This is a genomic window from Pseudorhodoplanes sp., from assembly GCF_035565795.1.
In the GTDB taxonomy this organism is placed as follows: Bacteria; Pseudomonadota; Alphaproteobacteria; order Rhizobiales; family Xanthobacteraceae; genus Pseudorhodoplanes.
Genome location: NZ_DATMRV010000124.1, coordinates 1 through 21,753, shown reverse-complemented (window position 1 = coordinate 21,753; position 21,753 = coordinate 1). Strand labels below are relative to the sequence as shown.

18 protein-coding genes, 1 tRNA gene and 1 pseudogene are annotated in these 21,753 nt (G+C 63.2%); 9 read left to right on the top strand and 11 right to left on the bottom strand.

Annotation, left to right across the window (positions count from 1 at the left end; genetic code table 11):
- Positions 1–3 precede the first annotated feature (3 nt).
- The 4 genes from VNZ93_RS11870 to VNZ93_RS11855 form a co-directional block, all read right to left on the bottom strand.
- Positions 4–627 (bottom strand): tetratricopeptide repeat protein, encoded by a 624-nt coding sequence (locus VNZ93_RS11870; RefSeq protein WP_325704771.1) that lies wholly within the window; start codon positions 625–627, stop codon positions 4–6.
- A gap of 99 nt (positions 628–726) precedes the next feature.
- Positions 727–852, bottom strand: coding sequence for a type B 50S ribosomal protein L36 (ykgO, locus tag VNZ93_RS11865; RefSeq protein ID WP_325609217.1), 126 nt, complete (start codon positions 850–852; stop codon positions 727–729).
- Between the two features lie 221 nt (positions 853–1,073).
- A complete protein-coding gene (locus VNZ93_RS11860) occupies positions 1,074–1,307 on the bottom strand; it encodes a hypothetical protein (RefSeq protein WP_325704768.1) in 234 nt (77 codons plus the stop codon).
- A gap of 209 nt (positions 1,308–1,516) precedes the next feature.
- Positions 1,517–1,591 (bottom strand) — tRNA-Val (locus VNZ93_RS11855).
- A gap of 201 nt (positions 1,592–1,792) precedes the next feature.
- Between VNZ93_RS11855 and VNZ93_RS11850 the strand changes: the two genes are divergently transcribed.
- The 3 genes from VNZ93_RS11850 to VNZ93_RS11840 all read left to right on the top strand — a co-directional run bounded on the left by VNZ93_RS11850 (position 1,793) and on the right by VNZ93_RS11840 (position 5,677).
- Entirely contained in the window at positions 1,793–2,572 is a 780-nt protein-coding gene (locus tag VNZ93_RS11850) for an SAM-dependent methyltransferase (RefSeq protein ID WP_325704765.1), read from the top strand.
- 104 nt (positions 2,573–2,676) lie between these two features.
- Positions 2,677–4,020, top strand: a complete 1,344-nt coding sequence (locus VNZ93_RS11845) for an APC family permease (protein ID WP_325704762.1) — start codon at positions 2,677–2,679, stop codon at positions 4,018–4,020.
- A 49-nt stretch (positions 4,021–4,069) separates the two neighbouring features.
- Positions 4,070–5,677, top strand: coding sequence for an NAD(P)/FAD-dependent oxidoreductase (locus VNZ93_RS11840; protein ID WP_325704759.1), 1,608 nt, complete (start codon positions 4,070–4,072; stop codon positions 5,675–5,677).
- Here VNZ93_RS11840 and VNZ93_RS11835 read toward each other — a convergent pair whose 3' ends face one another.
- Both VNZ93_RS11835 and cpdR read right to left on the bottom strand, forming a co-directional pair.
- Positions 5,678–6,352 carry an alpha/beta hydrolase gene (locus tag VNZ93_RS11835; protein ID WP_325704756.1) on the bottom strand — a complete coding sequence of 225 codons (675 nt, stop codon included), beginning with the start codon at positions 6,350–6,352 and terminating at the stop codon, positions 5,678–5,680.
- Positions 6,353–6,428: 76 nt separating this feature from the next.
- Entirely contained in the window at positions 6,429–6,800 is a 372-nt protein-coding gene (gene cpdR / locus VNZ93_RS11830) for a cell cycle two-component system response regulator CpdR (RefSeq protein WP_325704753.1), read from the bottom strand.
- Positions 6,801–7,070: 270 nt separating this feature from the next.
- Between cpdR and VNZ93_RS11825 the strand changes: the two genes are divergently transcribed.
- Entirely contained in the window at positions 7,071–7,955 is an 885-nt protein-coding gene (locus VNZ93_RS11825) for an N-formylglutamate amidohydrolase (RefSeq protein ID WP_325704750.1), read from the top strand.
- A gap of 199 nt (positions 7,956–8,154) precedes the next feature.
- On the opposite strand, the gene VNZ93_RS11820 is transcribed toward VNZ93_RS11825, so the two are convergent.
- The gene (locus tag VNZ93_RS11820) at positions 8,155–9,417 is read right to left on the bottom strand and encodes an MFS transporter (protein ID WP_325704747.1); all 1,263 of its coding nucleotides are present in this window, start codon (positions 9,415–9,417) and stop codon (positions 8,155–8,157) included.
- Between the two features lie 132 nt (positions 9,418–9,549).
- On the opposite strand from VNZ93_RS11820, the gene hisN reads away from it, so the two are divergent.
- Both hisN and VNZ93_RS11810 read left to right on the top strand, forming a co-directional pair.
- A complete protein-coding gene (hisN, locus tag VNZ93_RS11815; protein WP_325704745.1) occupies positions 9,550–10,335 on the top strand; it encodes a histidinol-phosphatase in 786 nt (261 codons plus the stop codon).
- Positions 10,336–10,528: 193 nt separating this feature from the next.
- Positions 10,529–11,761: an adenylate/guanylate cyclase domain-containing protein gene (locus VNZ93_RS11810; protein ID WP_325704742.1), complete on the top strand. Its 1,233-nt coding sequence runs from the start codon at positions 10,529–10,531 to the stop codon at positions 11,759–11,761.
- A gap of 9 nt (positions 11,762–11,770) precedes the next feature.
- Here the strand turns inward: VNZ93_RS11810 and VNZ93_RS11805 are convergent, their stop codons facing one another.
- Positions 11,771–12,715, bottom strand: coding sequence for an alpha/beta hydrolase (locus VNZ93_RS11805; protein WP_325704740.1), 945 nt, complete (start codon positions 12,713–12,715; stop codon positions 11,771–11,773).
- Between the two features lie 252 nt (positions 12,716–12,967).
- Here VNZ93_RS11805 and VNZ93_RS11800 point away from each other — a divergent pair, with 252 nt between their 5' ends.
- Positions 12,968–13,444 (top strand): Hsp20 family protein, encoded by a 477-nt coding sequence (locus VNZ93_RS11800; protein ID WP_325704737.1) that lies wholly within the window; start codon positions 12,968–12,970, stop codon positions 13,442–13,444.
- Between the two features lie 142 nt (positions 13,445–13,586).
- Here VNZ93_RS11800 and VNZ93_RS11795 read toward each other — a convergent pair whose 3' ends face one another.
- The 3 genes from VNZ93_RS11795 to VNZ93_RS11785 all read right to left on the bottom strand — a co-directional run bounded on the left by VNZ93_RS11795 (position 13,587) and on the right by VNZ93_RS11785 (position 16,287).
- Positions 13,587–14,453 carry a hypothetical protein gene (locus tag VNZ93_RS11795; protein ID WP_325704734.1) on the bottom strand — a complete coding sequence of 289 codons (867 nt, stop codon included), beginning with the start codon at positions 14,451–14,453 and terminating at the stop codon, positions 13,587–13,589.
- Between the two features lie 154 nt (positions 14,454–14,607).
- The gene (locus VNZ93_RS11790; protein ID WP_325704731.1) at positions 14,608–15,216 is read right to left on the bottom strand and encodes an NAD(P)-dependent oxidoreductase; all 609 of its coding nucleotides are present in this window, start codon (positions 15,214–15,216) and stop codon (positions 14,608–14,610) included.
- 15 nt (positions 15,217–15,231) lie between these two features.
- On the bottom strand, positions 15,232–16,287 hold the full coding sequence (locus VNZ93_RS11785) for a low specificity L-threonine aldolase (RefSeq protein WP_325704728.1): 1,056 nt from the start codon (positions 16,285–16,287) through the stop codon (positions 15,232–15,234).
- A 471-nt stretch (positions 16,288–16,758) separates the two neighbouring features.
- On the opposite strand from VNZ93_RS11785, the gene gltB reads away from it, so the two are divergent.
- Positions 16,759–21,465 carry a glutamate synthase large subunit gene (gltB, locus tag VNZ93_RS11780; protein ID WP_325704725.1) on the top strand — a complete coding sequence of 1,569 codons (4,707 nt, stop codon included), beginning with the start codon at positions 16,759–16,761 and terminating at the stop codon, positions 21,463–21,465.
- Between the two features lie 7 nt (positions 21,466–21,472).
- Positions 21,473–21,753: pseudogene (gene gltD, locus VNZ93_RS11775) on the top strand (glutamate synthase); the annotation flags it as partial.

Below are 21,753 nucleotides of genomic sequence, written 5' to 3'. Positions count from 1 at the left end.
GCGTCAGATGTCGCGGCCTTCGACCTTCTCGGTCAGCGACTTGATCAGATCGGGAATGCGCGGCAAGTGCGGGTTCACTTCAACTGCCTTGCGGAAGATCTCGAGCGCGCGCTTGTCGTCGCCGAGTTCCTGCAAGATCATGCCAAGCCCGGCCAGGGCGCCGAAGTGGCGCGGCTCACGCGCCAGGGTCTGGCGAATATCCTCGATCGATTGGGTGTAATCCTTGCGCATGTAGTGCAGCGTGGCGCGCCGGTTCCAGGCTTCGATGTAATCGGGCCTCAGCACCACGATGGAATCGAGCAACTGGATCGCCAGATCGAGGTTCTTGACCTCGACCGCCTTGCGAACGCGATCCATCAGAAGCGATGCGGTGTCGCTCGGCGTGACCATCCACAACGCCCAGATCCGGCCCTCGACCGCCTTGGCAGCTTCCGGGCTGGGGGCGGCCTTGAGGGCGCCAAACAGGAACTCGATGTCCTGCCCGCGCGGGACCTTGGGGAGCTTCTCAGGCGGTTGGGCGAAATTCTGCTCTTCGCCCGCCCTCTGCCCCTGTGCCAAGGCCGGCGACACGAGCCCGACGGCACCGATCACTGCGAGAAGGGCAATCCGGAATCGGAGTTTTCGCATACGCACAAGCATATGCCGGCCAGCCCGCCGGGCAAGCCCGCATATACGTCAAGCCTGCGTGAAATCGCGTCAGACCGACGGCCTCAGCCGCGGCGTCAATCAGCCCTGGCGGGCTTTGAAGCGCTTCTGGGTCTTGTTGATGATGTAGACGCGGCCCTTGCGGCGCACGAGACGATTGTCGCGATGGCGGGCGCGCAGGGAGCGGAGCGAATTGCGGACTTTCATGGCCGTTCTCGAAACTCGGCGGCCATGGGGCCGCATTAAAAATGGCCGCGCAATCGCGGCCCGGATTGGCGCGGAAACTAGGCAGGCGGCGCCCGGAAGTCAACGGACGAGGCGGGGGATTTGGTGTTTAGATACCTCATTATGAGCAGAAAAAGGGCCGCATACGAAGTATGCGGCCCTTCTCGAATTCAGTGATTTGGGAAACGTAGGGACCTTGGCCCTTACTTCGGACACCAAGGCTGCCAGCAGGCGACCAGCGACGGATACCACTTACCGTCCGCCCAGCAGCGCTGCATGGTGCAACCGGCTGGCCCGCAGGCCGCAGTCTTCAGGGCCCCTGGCGTACAGGCCGCAGCCGCCTTCTTGCCCTTCGCCATGGATTCGCCGGCCGATCCGGCAATGGCGAGCGTGGCGACAGCGGCGACCAACGTAAATTTCGACACCATCTTCATCATGGACATCTCCCCAGGCAAATGCAGAAAAGTCAGCCCCATCCCCGCTTTCGCGAAGACACGGCGCGCCGCTAAGCGATCTGCGAACCGCACGCAGCCAATTCGCTTGTGTGTGAAATGCTATGAACCGCGACTGAATGTGTACGGGCGCTTCGGCCGGTACCACTGCCCATCCGTCCGATCCTCGGCAAACGTAAGGGACCGGCTCCGGATGGTGGGCGCGACAGGGATCGAACCTGTGACCCCTACCATGTCAAGGTAGTGCTCTTCCGCTGAGCTACGCGCCCGTCTCGGGTCGAGGCGCCCCTATAGTCGCTCACATGGCGCGAAGCAAGCAGATGCTCGGTATTTCCGTGCGACTCCGGCGGCTTTAGACCCCGCCCCGTTCCAAACCCGCCACAAAGGGAATAAGGAACGCGCATAAGGTGTAACCATTGGAGCCCGGGCGACGGCCGGGACACAACAACAATGCCCAGAGGAGCCTACTGATGATTTCGCGTTTGGTATCGCTTCGTCCGACCGTCCTTGCGCTGACCCTGGCCGCCGGCCTTGCCGCCACGACCACCGTCTATGCACAGCAGGAGCCGCGCCTCGACGTGATCTACGTCCCGACCCCGCAGGAGGTCGTGGACCGCATGCTTGAGCTCGCCAAGGTCGGCCCCGGCGACTACATGATCGACTTCGGTTGCGGCGACGGCCGCATGGTGGTGACGGCAGCCAAACGCGGCGCCCGCGGATACGGCGTCGACATCAATCCGCAGCGCATCAAGGAAGCCAACGAGAACGCCGCGAAAGCCGGCGTTACCGACAAGGTCGAATTCAAGATCGCCAACCTGTTCGAGCAGGACCTGTCGAAGGCCGACGTGATGGCGATGTATCTCCTCACCGACATCAATCTGCGCCTGCGTCCCAAGATCCTCGACACCATGAGGCCGGGCACCCGCATCGTGTCGCATGCCTTCGACATGGGCGACTGGAAGCCGGAGGTGCATGAGAACGTCAACGGCCGGAACGTGTATTTCTGGATCGTGCCCGCAAAGGTCGGCGGCAAGTGGCAGGTCGACGGCGGTCAGAAGATGACGCTCGATATCGATCAGAAGTACCAGTTCATCACCGGCAAGGCGGATATCGGCGGCAAGTCGGTCGAGATCACCGATGGCAAGCTGACCGGCGCCAACATCACCTTCAAGGTCGACGGCAAGACCTATACCGGCAAAGTCTCCGGCGACTCGATTGCCGGCGACGGCTGGAAGGCCACCAAGGCCTGATCGCTTTGAGGGCTTTTCCAGCCTTCGTTAACCGGTCACAATAGGAAGACGGATCTTCGCGGTCCGTCTTCCTCTCACATTGCGCGGCGCGCAGGATTTTCTGAATGACAACCCAAAGCTCGGGCGCCCCGCGCGCAAGTCTCTCCGTCGTAGACGGCGCACTGATGATGGTCGGTGTCATCATCGGCATAGGCATCTTCAAGACGCCGCAGATCGTGGCGTTCAACGTACCGAGCGACGCGTGGTTCATCGCAGCCTGGGCGCTGGGCGGCGCCGGCACGCTGATTGGTGCGCTGGTTTATGCCGAGCTGGCCGCGGCCTACCCGTCCACGGGCGGCGAATATCACTTTCTCACCCGCGCCTATGGCCAGGGTGTTGGCTTCCTGTTCGCATGGGCGCGCACCACCGTAATCCAGACCGGCGCGATTGCCGCGATCTGCTTCGTCTTCGGTGACTATGCCCAGCAGATCTATTCGCTCGGCAAATACGGTTCGGCCATCTATGGCGCGGCCGGCCTGTTCATTTTTACGCTGGTCAATCTCGCGGGCACGTACGAAAGCAAGACCGCGCAGAACATCCTGACCGTGCTGGAGGCGAGCGCGCTCGCAGCAATCGCGCTGGTCGGCTTCATGTATGGCGGCGGTGCGGCGCCTGCCGCTGCTGCGGGCGGCGAACTCAGCGTCGGCGCGTTCGGACTGGCGATGGTGCTCATCCTTCTCACCTATGGCGGCTGGAACGAAGCGGCCTACATCTCCGCCGATCTGAAAAACGTGAAGCGCGACATGATCCGCATCCTGCTGATCGGGACCGCGGTCGTGACGGTGCTCTATGTCGCAATCAACATGGCCTATCTCGCCGTGCTAGGCCTTGAAGGCATCCGCAAGAGCGATGCGGTCGCGGCTTCGGTCATGCGCGCGGCATTTGGCGCAAGCGGCGCGATCGTCCTTAGTGTGATCGTGATCTGCGCCGCGGCTTCGACCATCAACGCCAGCATCTTCACCGGGGCGCGTCTTTATCACGCGCTCGGCCAGGATCTCGCACTCGAGCGGCTGCGCATCTGGAATGCCGAAAGCAACAACCCTCGCAACGCCATCATCGTGCAGAGCGTGATTGCCTTCGTCCTGATCATCTTCGGGGCGATGTCGCAGGACGGCTTCCTCGGGATGGTGCTCTACACCTCGCCGGTCTTCTGGTTCTTCATTCTGCTCACCGGCCTCGGCCTGATCGTCCTGCGCAAGACTGACCCGGACCGGGAACGCCCGTTCCGGGTTCCGCTCTATCCGATCACGCCGATCCTGTTCTGCCTGATGTGCGGCTACCTGCTCTATTCAAGCCTCGTGTATGCTGCGAGCAAGGATTCCAACGTCTTCGGTTGGATCGGCATCGGCGTCCTCCTGCTTGGTGTTCCGCTGATGTTCGTCGTGAAGAAGCGCGCCGCAACGGCGTAGGTTCTTCTGCCCTCTTCCCGTTTCATCGGGAGAGGGGCAAGGGAGAGCGATGCCCGAGACCTGCGACACCCTCATCATCGGCGCCGGGCATAACGGGCTCGTTTGCGCGGCCTATCTCGGTATGGCCGGCCTGAAGGTAAAGGTGGTCGAGCGCCGTCCGGTCGAAGGCGGCGCGGCCGTGACCGAGGAATTTCATCCCGGCTTCCGCAATTCGGTCGCGGCCTACACGGTCAGCCTGCTCAATCCGAAGGTGATCCGGGACCTCGATCTCGCGGCGCATGGCCTGAAAGTCGTCGAACGGCGCGCTCTCAATTTCCTGCCGACCGAAGACGGCCGCTACCTGCTCACCGGCGAAGGCCGCACCAAGGCCGAGATCGCAAAGTTCAGTGCGAAGGATGCCGAGAACTACGACGCGTACGGCGCCGAACTCGAGGCCATCACCGACGTCCTGCGCGATCTGGTGCTGGAGCAGCCGCCCAATCTCGTCCAGGGTTGGAATGCGCGCTCCTTCCGCGAGGCGCTGCGGCTCGCCTTCGTCGGCAAAAGGCTGCGCAAGCTCGACATGGAGCGTCAGCGCGCGCTGCTCGATCTGTTTGCAAAGTCCGCCGTGGACTACCTCGACCGTTTCTTCGAAAGCGATCCGATCAAGGCCGTCCTCGGCTTCGACGCCGTGGTCGGCAACTACGCAAGCCCGTATACGCCCAATTCGGCCTATGTGCTGCTGCACCATTGCTTCGGCGAGGTGAACGGCAAGAAGGGCATCTGGGGGCATGCCATCGGCGGCATGGGCGCGATCACGCAGGCAATGGCGAAGTCTGCGCGCGCGCACGGCGCCGACATCGAGACGAAAGCCGGCGTGCGGGAGATCATCGTCGAGAAGGGTCGCGCCACGGGTGTCGTGCTGGACGACGGCCGTACGATCCGCGCCCGCGCCATCGTATCCAACGTCAATCCCCGGCTGCTTTACGAGCGCCTCGTTCCCGATACCGCGCTGCCGCCGGCCTTCCTCGCGCGCATGAAACACTGGAAGTGCGGTTCGGGCACCTTCCGCATGAATGTCGCGCTGTCCGAACTGCCGAATTTCACCGCCCTGCCCGGCCGAGCCCTGGCTGATCACCATACCGCCGGCATCATCATCGCGCCGACCCTCGATTATATGGACCGCGCTTTCGACGACGCGCGCAAGTTCGGCTGGAGCCGCGAACCGATCGTCGAGATGCTGATCCCCTCGACGCTCGACGATTCACTTGCGCCGAAAGACCAGCATGTCGCGAGCCTGTTCTGCCAGCATGTCGCGCCGCAATTGCCGGACGGCTCATCCTGGGATCAGCATCGCGACACGGTGGCCGATCTGATGATTGCGACCGTCGACAAATACGCACCCGGCTTCAAGCAGAGCGTGATCGCGCGAAAGGCGCTGACGCCGCTTGATCTCGAACGCGACTTCGGGCTCATCGGCGGCGACATCTTTCACGGCGCAATGACGCTCGACCAGATTTTCTCGGCGCGGCCCATGCTCGGCTATGGCGACTACCGTTCTCCGCTGGCGGGGCTCTATCTCTGCGGGTCCGGCACGCATCCAGGCGGCGGTGTCACCGGCGCTCCGGGTCACAATGCGGCGAAGGTGGTCGCCGGCGACGTGAAGCGGCGGCGCTAGTTATCCGCGCCGCGGCTCCTTGCGCCGCGCGACCCGCGTGCGCACATGCGTATGCGTAATCTCGTAGACCTGCTGCAACACGTATTGCTGCAGCTGCGGCGCGTTGTCGATATTGCCGTGATCGAGCGACGCCTGGTTCGACAGATTGATGTTCGCGAATTCGCCGGTGAAGCCCGCAGGCTCGATCGCCGGTCGACCGAACCCATTGTTCTGGAAGAAGTTGACGAAACGCTGGACGTTCAGCGGGACAGTCAGGCCTTCGGTGATATCGAAGGTCACCGCGAGATCGACCGGGATTGCCTGCTGCGCGAGCCGGTCGGCAACCTGCACCACCGCATTCGATCCAAGCGAATGCCCGATCAGAATGATGTGCGCGTTGTCGCCGTTCTGGTGGCCGCCGATGATGTCGTTGGAAATCTGATCGACATCCGTCCAGCTCCAGAGCGAGACGTTCCCGTAGCCCTGTGCCTGGAACTGCGCCGCCATCTGATCCATGCCGGACGAGAAGACACCGAACAGACCGCGGATCAGATAGATCTGCGCCTGATCGACCTGTGTCGCCGGCGGCCGGTTATGCGGCGTCCGCTGCTGAGCCACCGCCCCGCGCATTGGCAGCGCGGCCAATGTCGAAGCGGCTGCGATGCGGATGAAGTCCCGGCGCGCGATGCGCATCATGGTTTCATTCCCTCGATCGATCTCGGGAACTTAAGCAGGGCGGGACGACCTCTGAAGAAGCGAGGTGAGGCCAGGCTCAGGCCGCAAGCATCTTCTGGACCTCATTGACGAGGTCACGCAGATGGACCGGCTTCGACAGCACCTTGGCGTGTTTGGGCGCCTGCGAATCCGCATTCAGCGCCACCGCGGCAAAGCCGGTGATGAACATGATCTTGATATCGGGATCGAGTTCGGACGCGCGGCGCGCGAGCTCGATGCCGTCCATTTCGGGCATCACGATATCGGTCAGAAGAAGCTCAAACGGCTCTTCGCGAAGCCGCTGATAAGCCGAAAGTCCGTTGTCGTATGAGGCGACAGCAAAGCCGGCATTCTGCAGCGCCTTGACCAGGAACCGCCGCATGTCGGTGTCGTCTTCGGCAAGCAGGATTTTCGGCAGATCGTTACTCATACACACAACCGATTTCTTGAGCCGTCCAAAGCCGGCCTGAAGCTTCCATGTCCGGGGTCAAGTTTGCAAGACGGCGCTGCCGGAATCCCCCGGCCGCTATCTCCCTGCCCCTGCTGCATTAGTGCGCCGGCCGGTAAATATCGGGTGAAAGCAGCGCCCCGATGCGTCAAAGCCGTTCAAAAAAAGCATGTCGGCTGCGAAAAAGGATACCGGAACGCTCTCCCGCGCCCTATGTTGCTGCTGCGGCACGTTCCAACAGAATCCCTGTGGATGACGGTTTCGGACGAATTCGACCCCCCTTATGATGTGATCGAGCCGGAGCACTGGCGTGGGCCGGTGGTCTTCAACTCGCCGCATAGTGGGTCGGTCTATCCGCGCGCTTTCCTGATGTCCGCGCGGCTTGACCACGCCACTTTACGCCGTAGCGAAGATTCCTTCGTCGATGAACTGATCGCCGGTGTGGTGCCACGCGGTTATCCGATGATGCGCGCGCATTTCCCGCGCTGCTATGTCGACGTCAATCGCGAGCCTTATGAACTCGATCCGCGCATGTTCGACGGACGCCTGCCGTCCTTCGCGAACACGCGGTCGATGCGGGTTGCCGGCGGTCTCGGTACCGTTGCACGCGTCGTCGGCGACGCGCAGGAAATCTACGATCAGCGGATCTCGGTCGATGACGCGCTGCGCCGCATTGAAAGCCTGTACAAGCCGTACCATCGCACTCTGCGGAAGCTGTTCACGAAGGTCCACGCCGATTTCGGCGCAGCGGTTCTGATCGATTGCCATTCCATGCCGTCGGCGAGCGGATCGCGCGACGATCGTCCGCGCTCCGATGTGGTGATCGGCGACAGATACGGCACAAGCTGCGTGGCAGCAGTTGCCGAAGTCACCGAGCAGGTGCTGCGGTCGTTCGGTTACTCGGTCAGCCGCAACAAGCCCTACGCAGGAGGCTTCATCACCGAGCATTACGGCAATCCGTCCGCCGGACTTCACGCGATCCAGATCGAACTGAACCGTGCGCTCTACATGGACGAGCGCACACACGAACGTCTCGCGGGCTTCCGGCGGCTCGCGTCGCATCTCGAGGTGCTGGCTGACCGGATTGCGGAGATACCGCTGGAAGAGTTGCGGCCCTATCGAGCTGCCGCCGAGTAATCGCGGCCAGGTCATTCGCCTTCGACGCAACGATTATCGACGGGCAGAAAGAAAAAAGGGCCGCTAGCGAGCTAGCGGCCCAAGTCTAGGGAGGAAACGCCCAAGGAGGGCGGCGGGAATGTGCGAAGCACATTGCCGCGCTGCAGCAATATTGCATTGCGTCGCACCAAAAGCAAGTCAAAACGTCAGAGATGCTGACCTATCCCCAATCCCGGGGATTTCGGCGCGGATCGCGCGAAAACAAATAGATCAAGCACATCAATAGGATAAAGACTGCCTGGAACCCGAAAACCGCCCGATATGCATTAAGCGCATACCCACCGTTCACTATGGGAAATAGATCGATAATGAACCCGGTGACCGTCTGGGAGACGAAAACCCCTCCCATGGTACCGATATTCATCAAGGTCATGCCGCGCCCGACGAGCTGAGTCGGGAACAATGATTTGCCGTGCGCGATCAGAACCGTCACCACCGCCGGGAACAGGCCGATCGCCACGAACCAGAGAACCAGAGCGGCCTTGGGCAACACCCCGACCAGCGCCGCAAGGCCGAGCGCCGTCGCGGTGAGCAGTTGCCCGGTCAGAACCGGTACCTTGTAGCTGTTGAACAGCCGGTCGCTCGGCCCCCACAGGAAGGAGCCGATAATCTGCGCGACAACAGCAACGAACAGCATGTTACCGCGCTCGGTAAGGCTGTAGCCGTAGATGTGTGTGAGGTACGGGCCGCCCCACAGGCCGACCACGACGACGAAGCTGGAATAACTCGCCAGCTGAAGCGCGAATACCGGCCAGAATGACGGGACCCGCACCGCCTCCAGCGTGCCCCTCAGGCTGGCGCGCAGGGTCTCGTGCGCGACGCCCCGATCGCTCTTGTCATCCCGCACGACGACCGCAACCGCAAAGGCGGCCAGGAGCACAAGCGCGGCGACGACAACGTAGCTGACGCGCCAGCCGACCAGATCGACCGCGAATGCAAAGGGCGCCGTCGCGAGCAATGTACCGAGCGTGCCGAGCCCCATCTGCAGCCCAACCATAGTCGCAAAGCTGTCCGGCGGGTAGCGCCTGGCATAGAGCGCGAGCGGCGCCATGAGGTAGCAGGAGGAACCGATGCCCATCAGCACACGCGCCGCGATCAGCCAGAACGGCGAAGTGGCAAACGCGAACATCAGCGTGCCGGCAATCGCAACGCCGGCGCAAACCAGCATGCAGCGCCGCGGACCGTAGCGGTCGAGCGCAACCCCGAGCGGGATCTGCGCCGCCGCGAAAGCGAAGAAGAACACGCTCGCCAGCAGGCCGACTTCTTTCGCCGACAATCCGAGCTCGCTGGCCAGATTCGGCGCGATGACTCCGACCGAGTTCCGTAAGAACTGACTGACGATGTAAATGCCGCCAAGCGCGGTCACGAGCACGACCGTTTCGCGCGTCGCAATCGACGACCGGCGTGCAACGTCCGCTGTCATGGTTTCCCGGCCCTGAGCGGTTGTGCAAGCGAGGGTGGTTGTGTTGGCACGGGCGCGCGCTCCCGGCAAGGTCGGTTGCCCGCGCGGCGACTATTCGATAGGTGAGAAACGGTATTGGGCGCGGCGGGACACATGACAGCGATCGATTTTGCGGCATTCGTGGATCAGCTCGCCGCGGTGTCCGGCGAAACCATCATGCCGTTCTTTCGCACCTCGCTCGGGATCGACGACAAGGGGCCAGCCGGGCGCTTCGACCCCGTGACCGCAGCCGACCGCGCCGCCGAACAGGCAATGCGCGCCCTGATCCGCCGCACATTTCCGGAGCACGGCATCATCGGCGAGGAATTCGGGCCGGAACGCGCCGACGCCGAATATGTCTGGGTGCTCGATCCGATCGACGGCACCAAGTCCTTCATTGCCGGTATGCCGGTCTGGGGCACGCTGATCGCACTCACCCGGTTGGGCGAACCGATCTTCGGCATGATGCACCAGCCCTTCATGCGCGAACTGTTTTCCGGCGATGGGCTCGCAGCCGAATATCGCGGCCCTGCCGGTAAACGGGGACTGCGCACGCGGTCCTGCAATGCGCTCTCCGATGCCGTGCTGTTTACCACCAGCCCGCTGCTGATGAACGATGCCGATCGCGCCGCTTTTCAGAAGGTCGAAACCGCGGTCAAGCTGTCGCGCTATGGCGGCGACTGTTACGCCTATTGCATGCTGGCGGCCGGTCATGTCGATCTTGTAATCGAGACCGAACTCAAGCCGTACGACATCATCCCGCTGATCCCGATCCTCTCGGGTGCCGGCGCGGTTGTGACGTCATGGGAGGGTGGCCCCGCCGCGCTCGGCGGGCGCGTGGTCGCGGCGGGCGATGCCCGGATTCATGCCGCAGCTCTCGAGATTCTGCGGGGCAAATAGCCTCGCTTGTGCCGGCTCGGACGCCGTGGCGTAACACGCATCCGCGGAGCTTTTCTCGAATGACATATCGCGCGCGGAAACGCGCGCTTTTCTGCACGCGAAGCGATCTCCACGAACAACTACTCGCGTACAAATTCGTGGAAGCGGGTCGCGACTGATTGGGATAAACTCGTGTGGTCGAAGTCGAGACCGCATGATTTCCAACAACGACATCAGCGCACTGACGGCCTGGCTCGCAGAAGCCGGCCTCACCGGCACCGCCGAGAATGAAGTCGTCCACGGCTTCTGCGAGCGCGCCAATGCGATGGGAATTCCCGTCAGCCGGTCGCTGGTCATCATCGACACACTCCACCCCGTCTACGAGGGCCGGCTGTTCCGGTGGGGACACGATCCGTCCCAGCCCAGCCTGGTGGAGTATGGCCGCACTGTCGTACCCGAGGGCATGGTGCTCGGGGCCGAGGAAGAGAGGGGCGCCGCCAACTGGCGCGCCAGCCCATTCTTCTACATGCTGCAGAATGGCTTGAGCCTGCTGCGGCTGACGCAGGAGCATGTTCCCGTCTTTCCGGTCATGCAGGATTATGTCGCTGCCGGGATGAAAGGCGGCGTCTCGATCATCAACAGTTTTGCGCCCGCCGGCGTCATCGGCGAGATGGACGCCGTCTACTCGTCATGGATGACGGCACAGCCGGGAGGTTTCACGGACGAGCAACTCGATGCGCTGGAGCGTCTCGTGCGGACGCTTGCGCTCACCATCAAGGCGCTCGCCCTCACCCGCATGACCAGCACGTTGATGGAAACCTATCTCGGCCGCGACGCCGCGCGCCGCGTGCTGTCGGGCCGCATCATCCGCGGCGTCGCCGATCGAATTGACGCTGCGATCTGGTTCAGCGACCTGCGCGGTTTCACCCGCGTCACGGATTCGGCGCCCGAGCAGGTCATTCCCCTTCTGAACGACTATGCCGATGCCGCCGTCTCCGCGATCCATGCGCATGGCGGCGACGTCTTGAAGCTGATCGGTGACGGCATCCTCGCGATCTTTACTGCCGAGGACCGCGCGCAGGCCTGCGCCGCCGCGCTCAATTGCGCCACCGACGTACGCCGCGAGGTGGCCGCACTGAATGCGCGCCGCGCGCATGATCTGCTGCCTGTCACCGACATGTATCTCGGACTGCATGTCGGCGAGGTGTTCTACGGCAATGTCGGATCGCGTGACCGGCTGGATTTCACCGTGGTCGGACCGGCCGTGAATGAAGCCAGCCGCATCGCCGCCATGTGCCGTTCGGTGGAACAGCCGGTGCTGGTGTCACAGGCCTTCGCCGCCGTGGACGGGATGAGAGGCCGGCTGGTCTCGATCGGACGCTACGCATTGCGCGGTGTTGAACGGCCGCAAGAGCTCTTCACCCTTGAGCCCAAGAGCGCGTCGTAGCGCGGCGGGCTAGAAGGCCGGCGAGCCGGGCACAAAGGCGTCGAATGCCGCCCAGAACTGCGCTCGGTAACGATCGGTCTCCATCATCATCTCGTGCCGCGAGCCGGCAATGATGAGATGCGAGCCCGCACGCAGACGCCCGGCAAATTCCTCGATCGCGGCGGTAGAGACCGTCACATCGCGACCCGCCGCGATCATCATGATCGGCTGCCGGATCTTGCCCGGATAATTGACGTCCTCGAACTCACGCATCATCGAGAACGCCGCCGATGCCCAGGCGTTGGTCGGCGAACCAAGGCCGAGCGAGGGATCGGCTTCGAGGATCGCGGCGGTGCGCGCGTGACGGACCGGATCCGACGTCAGAACGTTTCCGATGAAGGGTTGCGACGCAACCACCGCCGGACCGCCACCAGGCACATAGGACCGGCCCATGCCGATCGCGTTGAGAAAATTCACCGCGGGCTTCGCGTAAGGCGTGAGCAGCTGTGGCCCGAGCTTGATCAGCGGCGCGCACAACACCATCCGGTCGAACCAGCGATAGCCGCGATGGGCGATCCGCGTAAGGATCGAGGCACCCATCGAATGTCCGATCGCGAAATAAGGCGGCGGGCAATCCGGCAGCACGATCTCGCGCATGAAGGCTTCGAGATCGGTCTCGTATTCGCGAAAGCTCTCGACATAACCCTTCTTCGGGTCACGCAGCATGCGCTGCGACATGCCCTGCCCGCGCCAGTCCATGGTCGCGACCGCGAAACCGCGTGCGCGCAACTCACGCGCCATCTCGAAATATTTCTCGATGAATTCGGCGCGGCCCTGAAAGATGCACACCGTGCCTTTGCGCCCCGGCGGCGGCGCCCAGCGCGCGAAGCGCAAGTCGATGCGATCGGGTGTCTTCAGCGTCCCGGTGACAACATCCTCAGGCACCGGATTGGCGGGGATCGAGATCAGCTTCATCGGGGACTGCGCATGCGCGGCGGGTCCGGCGTTATAGCAGGGGCGGAGCGAGTCTCAATTGGCGCGGCGCCGAAACCGGCGTCGATTCTGACAATTTCGTAAGTAACTGAATTTTCTCAAGTTAAGCCCCCCTTGACGGAAAAAGCCGGCTTCCTAAGTCAAAGGAGCGCCGGCCATCAGGCGGCGCAGACCGAAGGTCCGGCCCCTACGGGAGGACCTCATTCCGAATGTCGCTTCAAAGGAGGACATACGATGCGCCATTTTGATCTCACCCCCTTCTATCGTTCCACCGTCGGCTTCGACCGGCTGTTCAATCTGCTCGATCAGACGAACGCGGAAAGCGCCCCCGGCTACCCGCCCTATAACATCGAGCGGACCGGCGAGAACGCCTATCGCGTCAGCGTTGCTGTCGCGGGCTTCGCGGAGAACGAGCTCAATATCGAGCTGAAAGAGAACACCCTTACCATCAAGGGCGAAAAGCAGACCAGGCAGCAGGAAAAATCCGCCGACGTCCTTTATCAGGGCATCGCGGCGCGCGCGTTTGAGCGCGTATTCCAGCTCGCCGATTTCGTCCAGGTGAAAGGCGCCACTCTCGAGAACGGCCTCCTGCATGTCGATCTCGTACGCGAGATTCCAGAGGCCAAGAAGCCGCGCCAGATTCCGATCAACGGCACATCCGCGACCGACAAGGCTATCGAAGGTCAGGTGGAGACCAAGGCCGCCGCTTGATCGGCGCCTTCACGTCGACTTCCGTCGCAACGGAGCGCCCCGGGAAACCGGGGCGCTTTCGCGCGCGCCACACGCACCCATCGCGTAGAAAAAAATGCGCCCTGCGATGCAGGGCGCAGTTGCGCACGGCTCCCCGGTAAACCTAGAAGCGGATCGCCTCGCCGGGCTTTGCCTCCGGCGTCGCGGCCGCTTTCGACTTGCTCAGATCGATCACACGCACATCGGGCTTTGCCGCCTCCGGTTTGTTTGCGGCGTCCGCCTTCGTCTGATCGGGCTTTGGCTGCTCAGGTTTGGCGGCCTGCGATGCGGTTGCCGGCGTGAGGTCCGGTTCGAGCTTCACAGCGGCATTGCCTTCAGTTTTCGGCGCGCTGGCGGATGCCCCCGCCTTCTCGTCGGGTTTTGCAGCGGGGACCGGCTTGTCGGCAGGCTTGTTGCTCGGGTCGTTCACTTTCGCGAACGCCGGCCGCGGACGCGGCATCGGCATCTGATCCTTGGCGACGTCTTTACGCTGAGCCGGCGCAGCGCGCGGCACGCCGCCGGTCACCGACAGATCGCGCGGCGGCATCGCGGCGCGTGCAGGCGCACGGTGCGGCAGAGATCCCTGCTGCTGATCGTTGTCGAAGAACTGCTCGTCGTCCATCGGCGGCCGACCGCCCGGGCCCGCATCCGGCGGCGGTGCGCGACCATCCATTGGTCCGTAAGGAGCCGGACGGGGACCATAGCCAGGCGGCGGAGGACCGAAGCTATCGCGGCCGAGCGGACGCACCGCGAGCACCTGCCCGTCGCGCGCATCCAGGACGACATTGACCTCTCGGCCGCGCCGGTCGATCGCCGCAACGACATACCGGCCATGTGCCCAGGCCGGGCGGCCAACCGGACGCATCCCCATCGATGCGATGATGGTCGAAACCTCGTAGGCCGGCAATAGATCTGCCGCTACCGGCTGCGCCTTGACGGGTGCAGCTGATATTGCGGCCGCTACGGCCGCAACAACACATGCGTATTTCACGTAGCCCCTCCCAACCGAGGCAGGTACCGCGATGCCAACGAGCATCGCCTGTCACCTGTGAGCGTGCTCAGCGATTTGGGCGCGGCTACGGCGGAATTTCAGCGGCTTTGAATCAGCCCCCGATCATTTTGCAAGCACATCAGGGGCGGCCGCCTTAATACGCGACCGCAAAGCGTTCGCGGGAATGCTTGTGCTGTTCGAGCTCGTCGACCATCGCGACCGCATAATCCTCGAACGAGATCGTGCTCTTGCCATCGGCATCGGTCATGAACTCGTCCTTGCCGAGCCGGAATTTTCCGGTGCGTTCGCCGAAAGCGATGACCGCCGCCGGCGACAGAAACACCCAGTCGATATCCGTCGTCGCCTTGAGCTTGTCGAGAAAGGCGACGCCTTTCAGCGCTTCGGGCTTCGCGGCCTCCGGGAATTGCGGCGTATCGAGCAACCGTTTGCCGGGCGCCACTTCAAGGCTTCCGGCGCCGCCCATGACCGCGTAGCGCGTCACGCCGGATTTGCGCACAGCGCCGATCAGCACGTCGGGATCGGTTTGGACAAAGCGAACCGCGCTGACGACCGCATCGTGACCGGCCAGCAGCCCCGGAAAACCGAGGTCGTTCACATCGCCCCGCCGGACGGTGATGTTCGGGCCCGGCTCGACCTTTTCGATATTGCGCGCGATCGCCGTGACCTGATGACCACGCCGTGCCAGCTCTGCGACGATACGCGATCCGCCACGTCCGGATGCGCCGACGACTGCAACCTTCATATGCTCTTTCCCCTATTAGCCCGCGCGAACCAGCGCAACGAAACGATCAACCTCGGCATCCACGGTCGCGAACGATGTCACGAGCCGCACCAGCATCTGGTCGGGACCGATCTTAACATCGTCACCCGCCTGCGTATTGGGACGCACATAATAAGCGGCGCCCGCTGATTTCAGCTTCGCATCGAGCGTCTGCGGCAACAGCGCGAAGACGATGTTGGCCTCGACTGGCCAGACAATGGAAACACCGCAGGACCGCAAGCCTTCCGACAGACGGTCGGCCATTGCATTGGCGTGACGCGCCAGCGCCAGCCAGTAGCCGTCATTCAGGTAGCCCTCGAATTGCGCCGCAAGAAAGCGGTGCTTCGAGAACAGATGTCCCGACCGCTTGCGCCGCTCGGCCATGTGGGCTGCACGCTTGCGATCGAAAACCACCACGGCTTCGGCAGCCATCGCGCCGCCCTTGGTGGCGCCGAACGACAGCACATCGACGCCAGCCTTCCACGTCGCCTCCGCTGCCGTGACATTCATGCGCGCCAGCGCATTGCCGAAACGCGCTCCGTCCATGTGAACGGCCAGCCCGTGCGCATGCGCGACGTCGGATAGTGCAGCAATCTCCTCGACGCGATAGGTCGTACCGGCTTCGGTCGCCTGCGTGATCGAGAGTGCCGCCGCATTGACCTGATGCGGAACATGCCCGGAGTAACGCGCGATCGCGCGTTCAACCGTATCGGGCGTCAGCTTGCAGTCCTCGCCGGACAGCCCGATGAGCTTTAATCCGCCCCCGAAGAATTCCGGCGCACCGCATTCGCTGGTCATGATGTGCGCCTGCGCATGGCAGAGCACGCCGCCCCAGGGCGGCGTCACCTGAGCGAGCGACAGAGCATTGGCGGTCGTGCCGGTCGGAACCAGGAACACAGCGGCGTCGCACTCGAACACCTCGCCGATCCGGCTTTCGACGGAGCGGGTAAGCGCGTCGTTGCCGTATCCGAGCGCAAAACCTTGGTTGGCGCGGACGATCGCGTCCATGATGCCGGGAGCAATGCCGGCGGTGTTGTCGCTTGCAAAATTCACCAAAAAGCCCCGTTCATTGGCCCGGTCCGGGCGAGCCCCTCGCTGACCGATAGCAGAGACCAGCGCCGTCGGGAGGCCCGTTGGGCAAAATTGGATCAGGCGGAACAAAAGAATCCGCTTGTTAGGAAGCTCCGCCGCGGAAAGAATAATAATGTTGGAAGAATGCCAAGGACTCGCCCCCCTGGCACTTGTCGGCTGGGCGAAAATTTGGCAAAGGAACGATAGGACAGCATTGCTGTCCCAGTTTGCGAAGTCGAGGCGGCGGGTTTTTCGAGCCACCCTGCCGACCGGGGGCGCACGGTGCGGCTCGGCATCGCAGCGCCGACTTCAAAGCAGCCCGCAGGGCCCGCCGCTGGGTGGGTCCGGGCTGTCACTCCGAGCACGAGATTTGCCGCTCAACGCAGGCCCGGACCTCCGGCGCAGCGAAGGCGGCGGGTACGCCAGAGAAACGCATCGAGGGATCGCGTCGAGATGAGCCGGACGAACGACCGGGGAGTGCAGCAGAAGCGGAGCGTGTTGCGCGCCTCCGATTTTGCCGATTCCGCCGACCCCGGCACACCTGAAGGATTCGGCCTCTACGATCCCGCGCTCGACAAGGATTCCTGCGGCGTCGGCTTCATCGCCGATATCAAGGGACGCAAGTCGCATCAGATCGTCGAGGACGCGCTGACGATCCTCGTCAATCTCGAGCATCGCGGCGCCGTCGGCGCCGATCCGCGCGCCGGCGACGGCGCCGGCATTCTGGTGCAGATCCCGCACGCCTTCTTCGCCCGCAAGGCGAAGGAAAACGGTTTCACCCTGCCCGCGCCTGGCCATTACGCGGTCGGCTTCCTGTTCCTGCCGCGCGACCAGGAATGGCGCGACGAAATCCGCAAGACCTATGAACAGGTCGCGGCGCAGGAAGGCCTGAAGATCCTCGGCTGGCGCACGGTGCCGACCGACAATTCGACGCTCGGCGAGTCGGTGAAGCCCACCGAACCGGTGCATATGCAGGTGTTCGTCGAACGCCCGGCCAGCATCAAGACCGAGCAGGATTTCGAGCGCCGCCTCTACATCATGCGCAAGGCGATCTCGAACGCGATCTATCTGCGGAGGGAACGCCGCCTGTCGGGCTATTACCCGGTGTCGCTGTCCTGCCGGACCGTGATCTACAAGGGCATGTTCCTCGCCGACCAGCTCGGCACCTATTATCCCGATCTGCACGAGAAGGATTTCGAAAGCGCGCTCGCCCTCGTGCATCAGCGCTTCTCGACCAACACCTTCCCGACCTGGTCGCTCGCGCATCCCTACCGGATGATCGCGCATAACGGCGAAATCAACACGTTGCGCGGCAATGTGAACTGGATGGCGGCGCGGCAGGCCTCGGTATCGTCGCCGCTGTTCGGCGACGACATCAACAAGCTTTGGCCGATCTCCTACGAAGGCCAGTCGGACACGGCCTGCTTCGACAACGCGCTCGAATTCCTCGTCATGGGCGGATATCCGCTGTCGCACGCCATGATGATGATGGTGCCGGAAGCATGGGCCGGTAACCCGCTCATGGATGAGCAGCGGCGCGCCTTCTACGAATACAATGCCGCGCTGATGGAGCCGTGGGACGGACCGGCGGCGCTCGTCTTCACCGACGGCACCCAGATCGGCGCGACGCTCGATCGCAACGGCCTGCGTCCGGCGCGTTACTGTCTGACCCGCGACGACCGCATCATCATGGCGTCCGAAATGGGCGTGCTGACGATTCCGGAAAAGGACATCGTCAAGAAGTGGCGTCTGCAGCCCGGCAAGATGCTGCTGGTCGATCTGCAGCAGGGCCGGCTCATCCCGGACGACGAGCTGAAGGCCGATATTGCGAAGTCGCACCCCTACAAGGAGTGGCTGCATCGCACCCAGATCGTGCTTGAGGAACTGCCGGAATCCGGCGGCAAGGCGGCGCTGTCGAACCTGTCCTTGCTCGATCGTCAGCAGGCTTTCGGATACTCGCAGGAGGATATCAAACTCCTGATGACGCCCATGGGCTCGATCGGCGAGGAAGCCACGGGCTCGATGGGCAACGACACGCCGATCTCGGCTTTGTCCAACAAGTCGAAGCTGCTCTACACCTACTTCAAGCAGAACTTTGCGCAGGTCACGAACCCGCCGATCGATCCGATCCGCGAAGAGATCGTGATGAGCCTCGTGTCGATCATCGGCCCACGGCCGAACCTTTTCGACATCGAAGGCACTTCAACCACCAAGCGTCTGGAAGTGCGTCAGCCGATCCTCACCGACAAGGATCTCGAGAAGATCCGGTCGATCGGCGACATCGAAGACAATCACTTCAAGTCCTGCACGCTCGACGTCACCTTCGCGGCCGAAGCCGGCGCGGCCGGTCTCGAGCCGGCGCTCAAGCAGCTGAAGGCGGACGCCGAAAGGGCTGTGCGCGACGGCTTCAACATCATCATCCTGTCCGACCGCAAGGTCAGCGCCGAACGCGTGCCGATCCCGGCTTTGCTCGCCTGCGCGGCCGTGCACCATCACTTGATCCGCGAAGGCCTTCGCACCTCCGTCGGTCTCGTTGTCGAATCGGGCGAACCGCGCGAGGTGCATCACTTCGCCTGCCTGGCCGGTTACGGCGCGGAAGCGATCAACCCCTATCTCGCGTTCGAAACCCTGATCGCGATGAAGGACACGCTGCCGCAAAAGCTCGACGACAAGGAAATCATCAAGCGCTACATCAAATCCGTCGGCAAGGGCCTGATGAAGGTGATGTCCAAAATGGGCATCTCGACCTATCAGTCCTATTGCGGCGCGCAGATTTTCGACGCCATCGGCCTGAGCTCGGCATTCGTCGCGAACTATTTCACCGGCACCGCCACCCGCATCGAGGGCGTCGCGCTGCCTGAGATCGCCGAAGAAACCGTGCGGCGGCACCGCGACGCGTTCGGCGACTCGCCGATCTATCGCAATGCGCTCGATGTCGGCGGCGAATATGCCTATCGCACGCGCGGCGAGGATCACGTCTGGACCGCCCAGACGGTCGCGAACCTGCAGCATGCGGTGCGCGGCAATTCCTACGAACAATACCGGGCCTTCGCGCGCACGCTGAACGAGCAGTCCGAAAAGCTCCTGACCATCCGCGGCCTGTTCCGGATCAAGAGCGCGGAAGAAGACGGCCGCAAGCCCGTCCCGCTCGACGAAGTCGAGCCCGCGCAGAACATCGTCAAGCGCTTCGCAACCGGCGCGATGTCGTTCGGATCCATCTCGCGCGAAGCGCACACCACGCTCGCGATCGCGATGAACCGCATCGGCGGCAAGTCGAATACCGGCGAAGGTGGCGAAGAGTCCGATCGCTTCAAGCCGCTGCCGAACGGCGACTCGCTGCGTTCGGCGATCAAGCAGGTCGCGTCCGGACGCTTCGGTGTCACCACCGAATATCTCGTCAATTCGGACGTGATGCAGATCAAGATGGCGCAGGGCGCAAAGCCCGGCGAAGGCGGGCAATTGCCCGGCCACAAGGTCGACAAGACCATCGCCAAGGTGCGCCACTCGACGCCGGGCGTCGGCCTGATCTCGCCGCCGCCGCATCACGACATCTACTCGATCGAAGACCTCGCGCAGCTGATCTACGACCTGAAGAACGTCAACCCGGCGGGTGACGTCTCGGTGAAGCTCGTCTCCGAGGTCGGTGTCGGTACCGTAGCCGCCGGTGTGTCCAAGGCGCGTTCGGACCATGTGACCATCGCGGGCTTCGAGGGCGGCACCGGTGCGTCTCCCCTCACCTCGATCAAGCATGCCGGCTCCCCGTGGGAGATCGGCCTCGCCGAAACCCATCAGACGCTGGTTGGAAACCGCCTGCGCGGCCGCATCACGGTTCAGGTCGACGGCGGCATCCGTACCGGACGAGACGTCGTGATCGGTGCGCTGCTTGGCGCCGACGAGATCGGCTTTGCGACCGCGCCGCTGATTGCGGCCGGCTGCATCATGATGCGCAAGTGCCATCTCAACACCTGCCCGGTCGGCGTCGCGACGCAGGATCCGGTGCTGCGCAAGCGCTTCACCGGCCAGCCCGAGCACGTGATCAACTACTTCTTCTTCGTCGCCGAGGAAGTGCGCGAGTTGATGGCCGAGATGGGCTACCGCACCTTCAACGAGATGGTCGGCCAGTTGCAGATGCTCGATCAGCGTGCTGTGATCGAGCACTGGAAGGCCAAGGGCCTCGATTTCTCGAAGCTGTTCACCAAGCCGGTCGCACCCGAAGGCGTCGCGATCTACAATTCCGAGCGTCAGGATCACAAGATCCATGACGTGCTGGACCGCAGACTGATCGCGCAGGCCCAGCCCGCACTCGATCGCGGCGCGCCGGTGAAGATCACCGCCGAGATCCACAATATCGACCGCTCGGCCGGTGCAATGCTGTCGGGCGAGGTGGCCAAGCGCTACGGCCATGCAGGCTTGCCGGACGACACCATTCACGTCTCGCTGACCGGCACCTCCGGTCAGAGCTTCGGCGCCTGGCTCGCCAAGGGCGTCACCTTCGATCTGCAGGGCGAAGGCAACGACTATGTCGGCAAGGGCATGTCGGGCGGCAAGATCATCGTCCGTCCGACCGCCGATTCCGGTATCAAGCCGGAAGAGTCGATCATCGTCGGCAACACCGTGCTGTACGGCGCGATCCAGGGCGAATGCTACTTCCGCGGCGTCGCCGGTGAGCGTTTTGCGGTCCGCAATTCAGGCGCAGTCGCCGTCGTCGAAGGCGCTGGCGACCATTGCTGCGAATACATGACCGGCGGCATCGTGATCGTGCTCGGACCGACCGGCCGCAACTTCGCAGCCGGCATGTCGGGCGGCATCGCCTACGTGCTCGACGAGAGCGGTGATTTCGAGAAGCTCTGCAACATGTCGATGGTGGAGCTGGAGCCGATACCCGCCGAGGAAGACATCAACGAGCGCGTCTATCACTCCAAACACGACCTCGAAACCGCGGGCCGTGTCGACATCCTCACCGACATGACGCGCTACGATGCCGAGCGGCTGCGCTACTACATCGGCCAGCATGCCAAGCTGACCGGCTCGACGCGTGCGCAAGCGATCCTCGACGACTGGAAGACGTGGTTTGGCAAGTTCCGCAAGGTCATGCCGGTCGAATATCGTCGCGCCCTGAAGGAAATGCAGGCCGCCCAGGCTCTGGAAGCTGCCGAGTAAGAGTCACATGGGTAAGGTCACTGGCTTTCTTGAAATCGAACGCGAGGATCGCGACTACGCTCCGGTCGAGGAGCGTATCAAGCACTATCGCGAATTCGTCCTGCCGCTGCCGGAAGGCCAGACGCGCGACCAGGCGGCGCGCTGCATGGATTGCGGCATCCCGTATTGTCACAACGGCTGCCCGGTCAATAACCAGATCCCGGACTGGAACGACCTCGTCTATCGCGGCAATTGGGAGGAGGCGGCGCGCAACCTTCTCTCGACCAACAACTTCCCGGAAGTGACCGG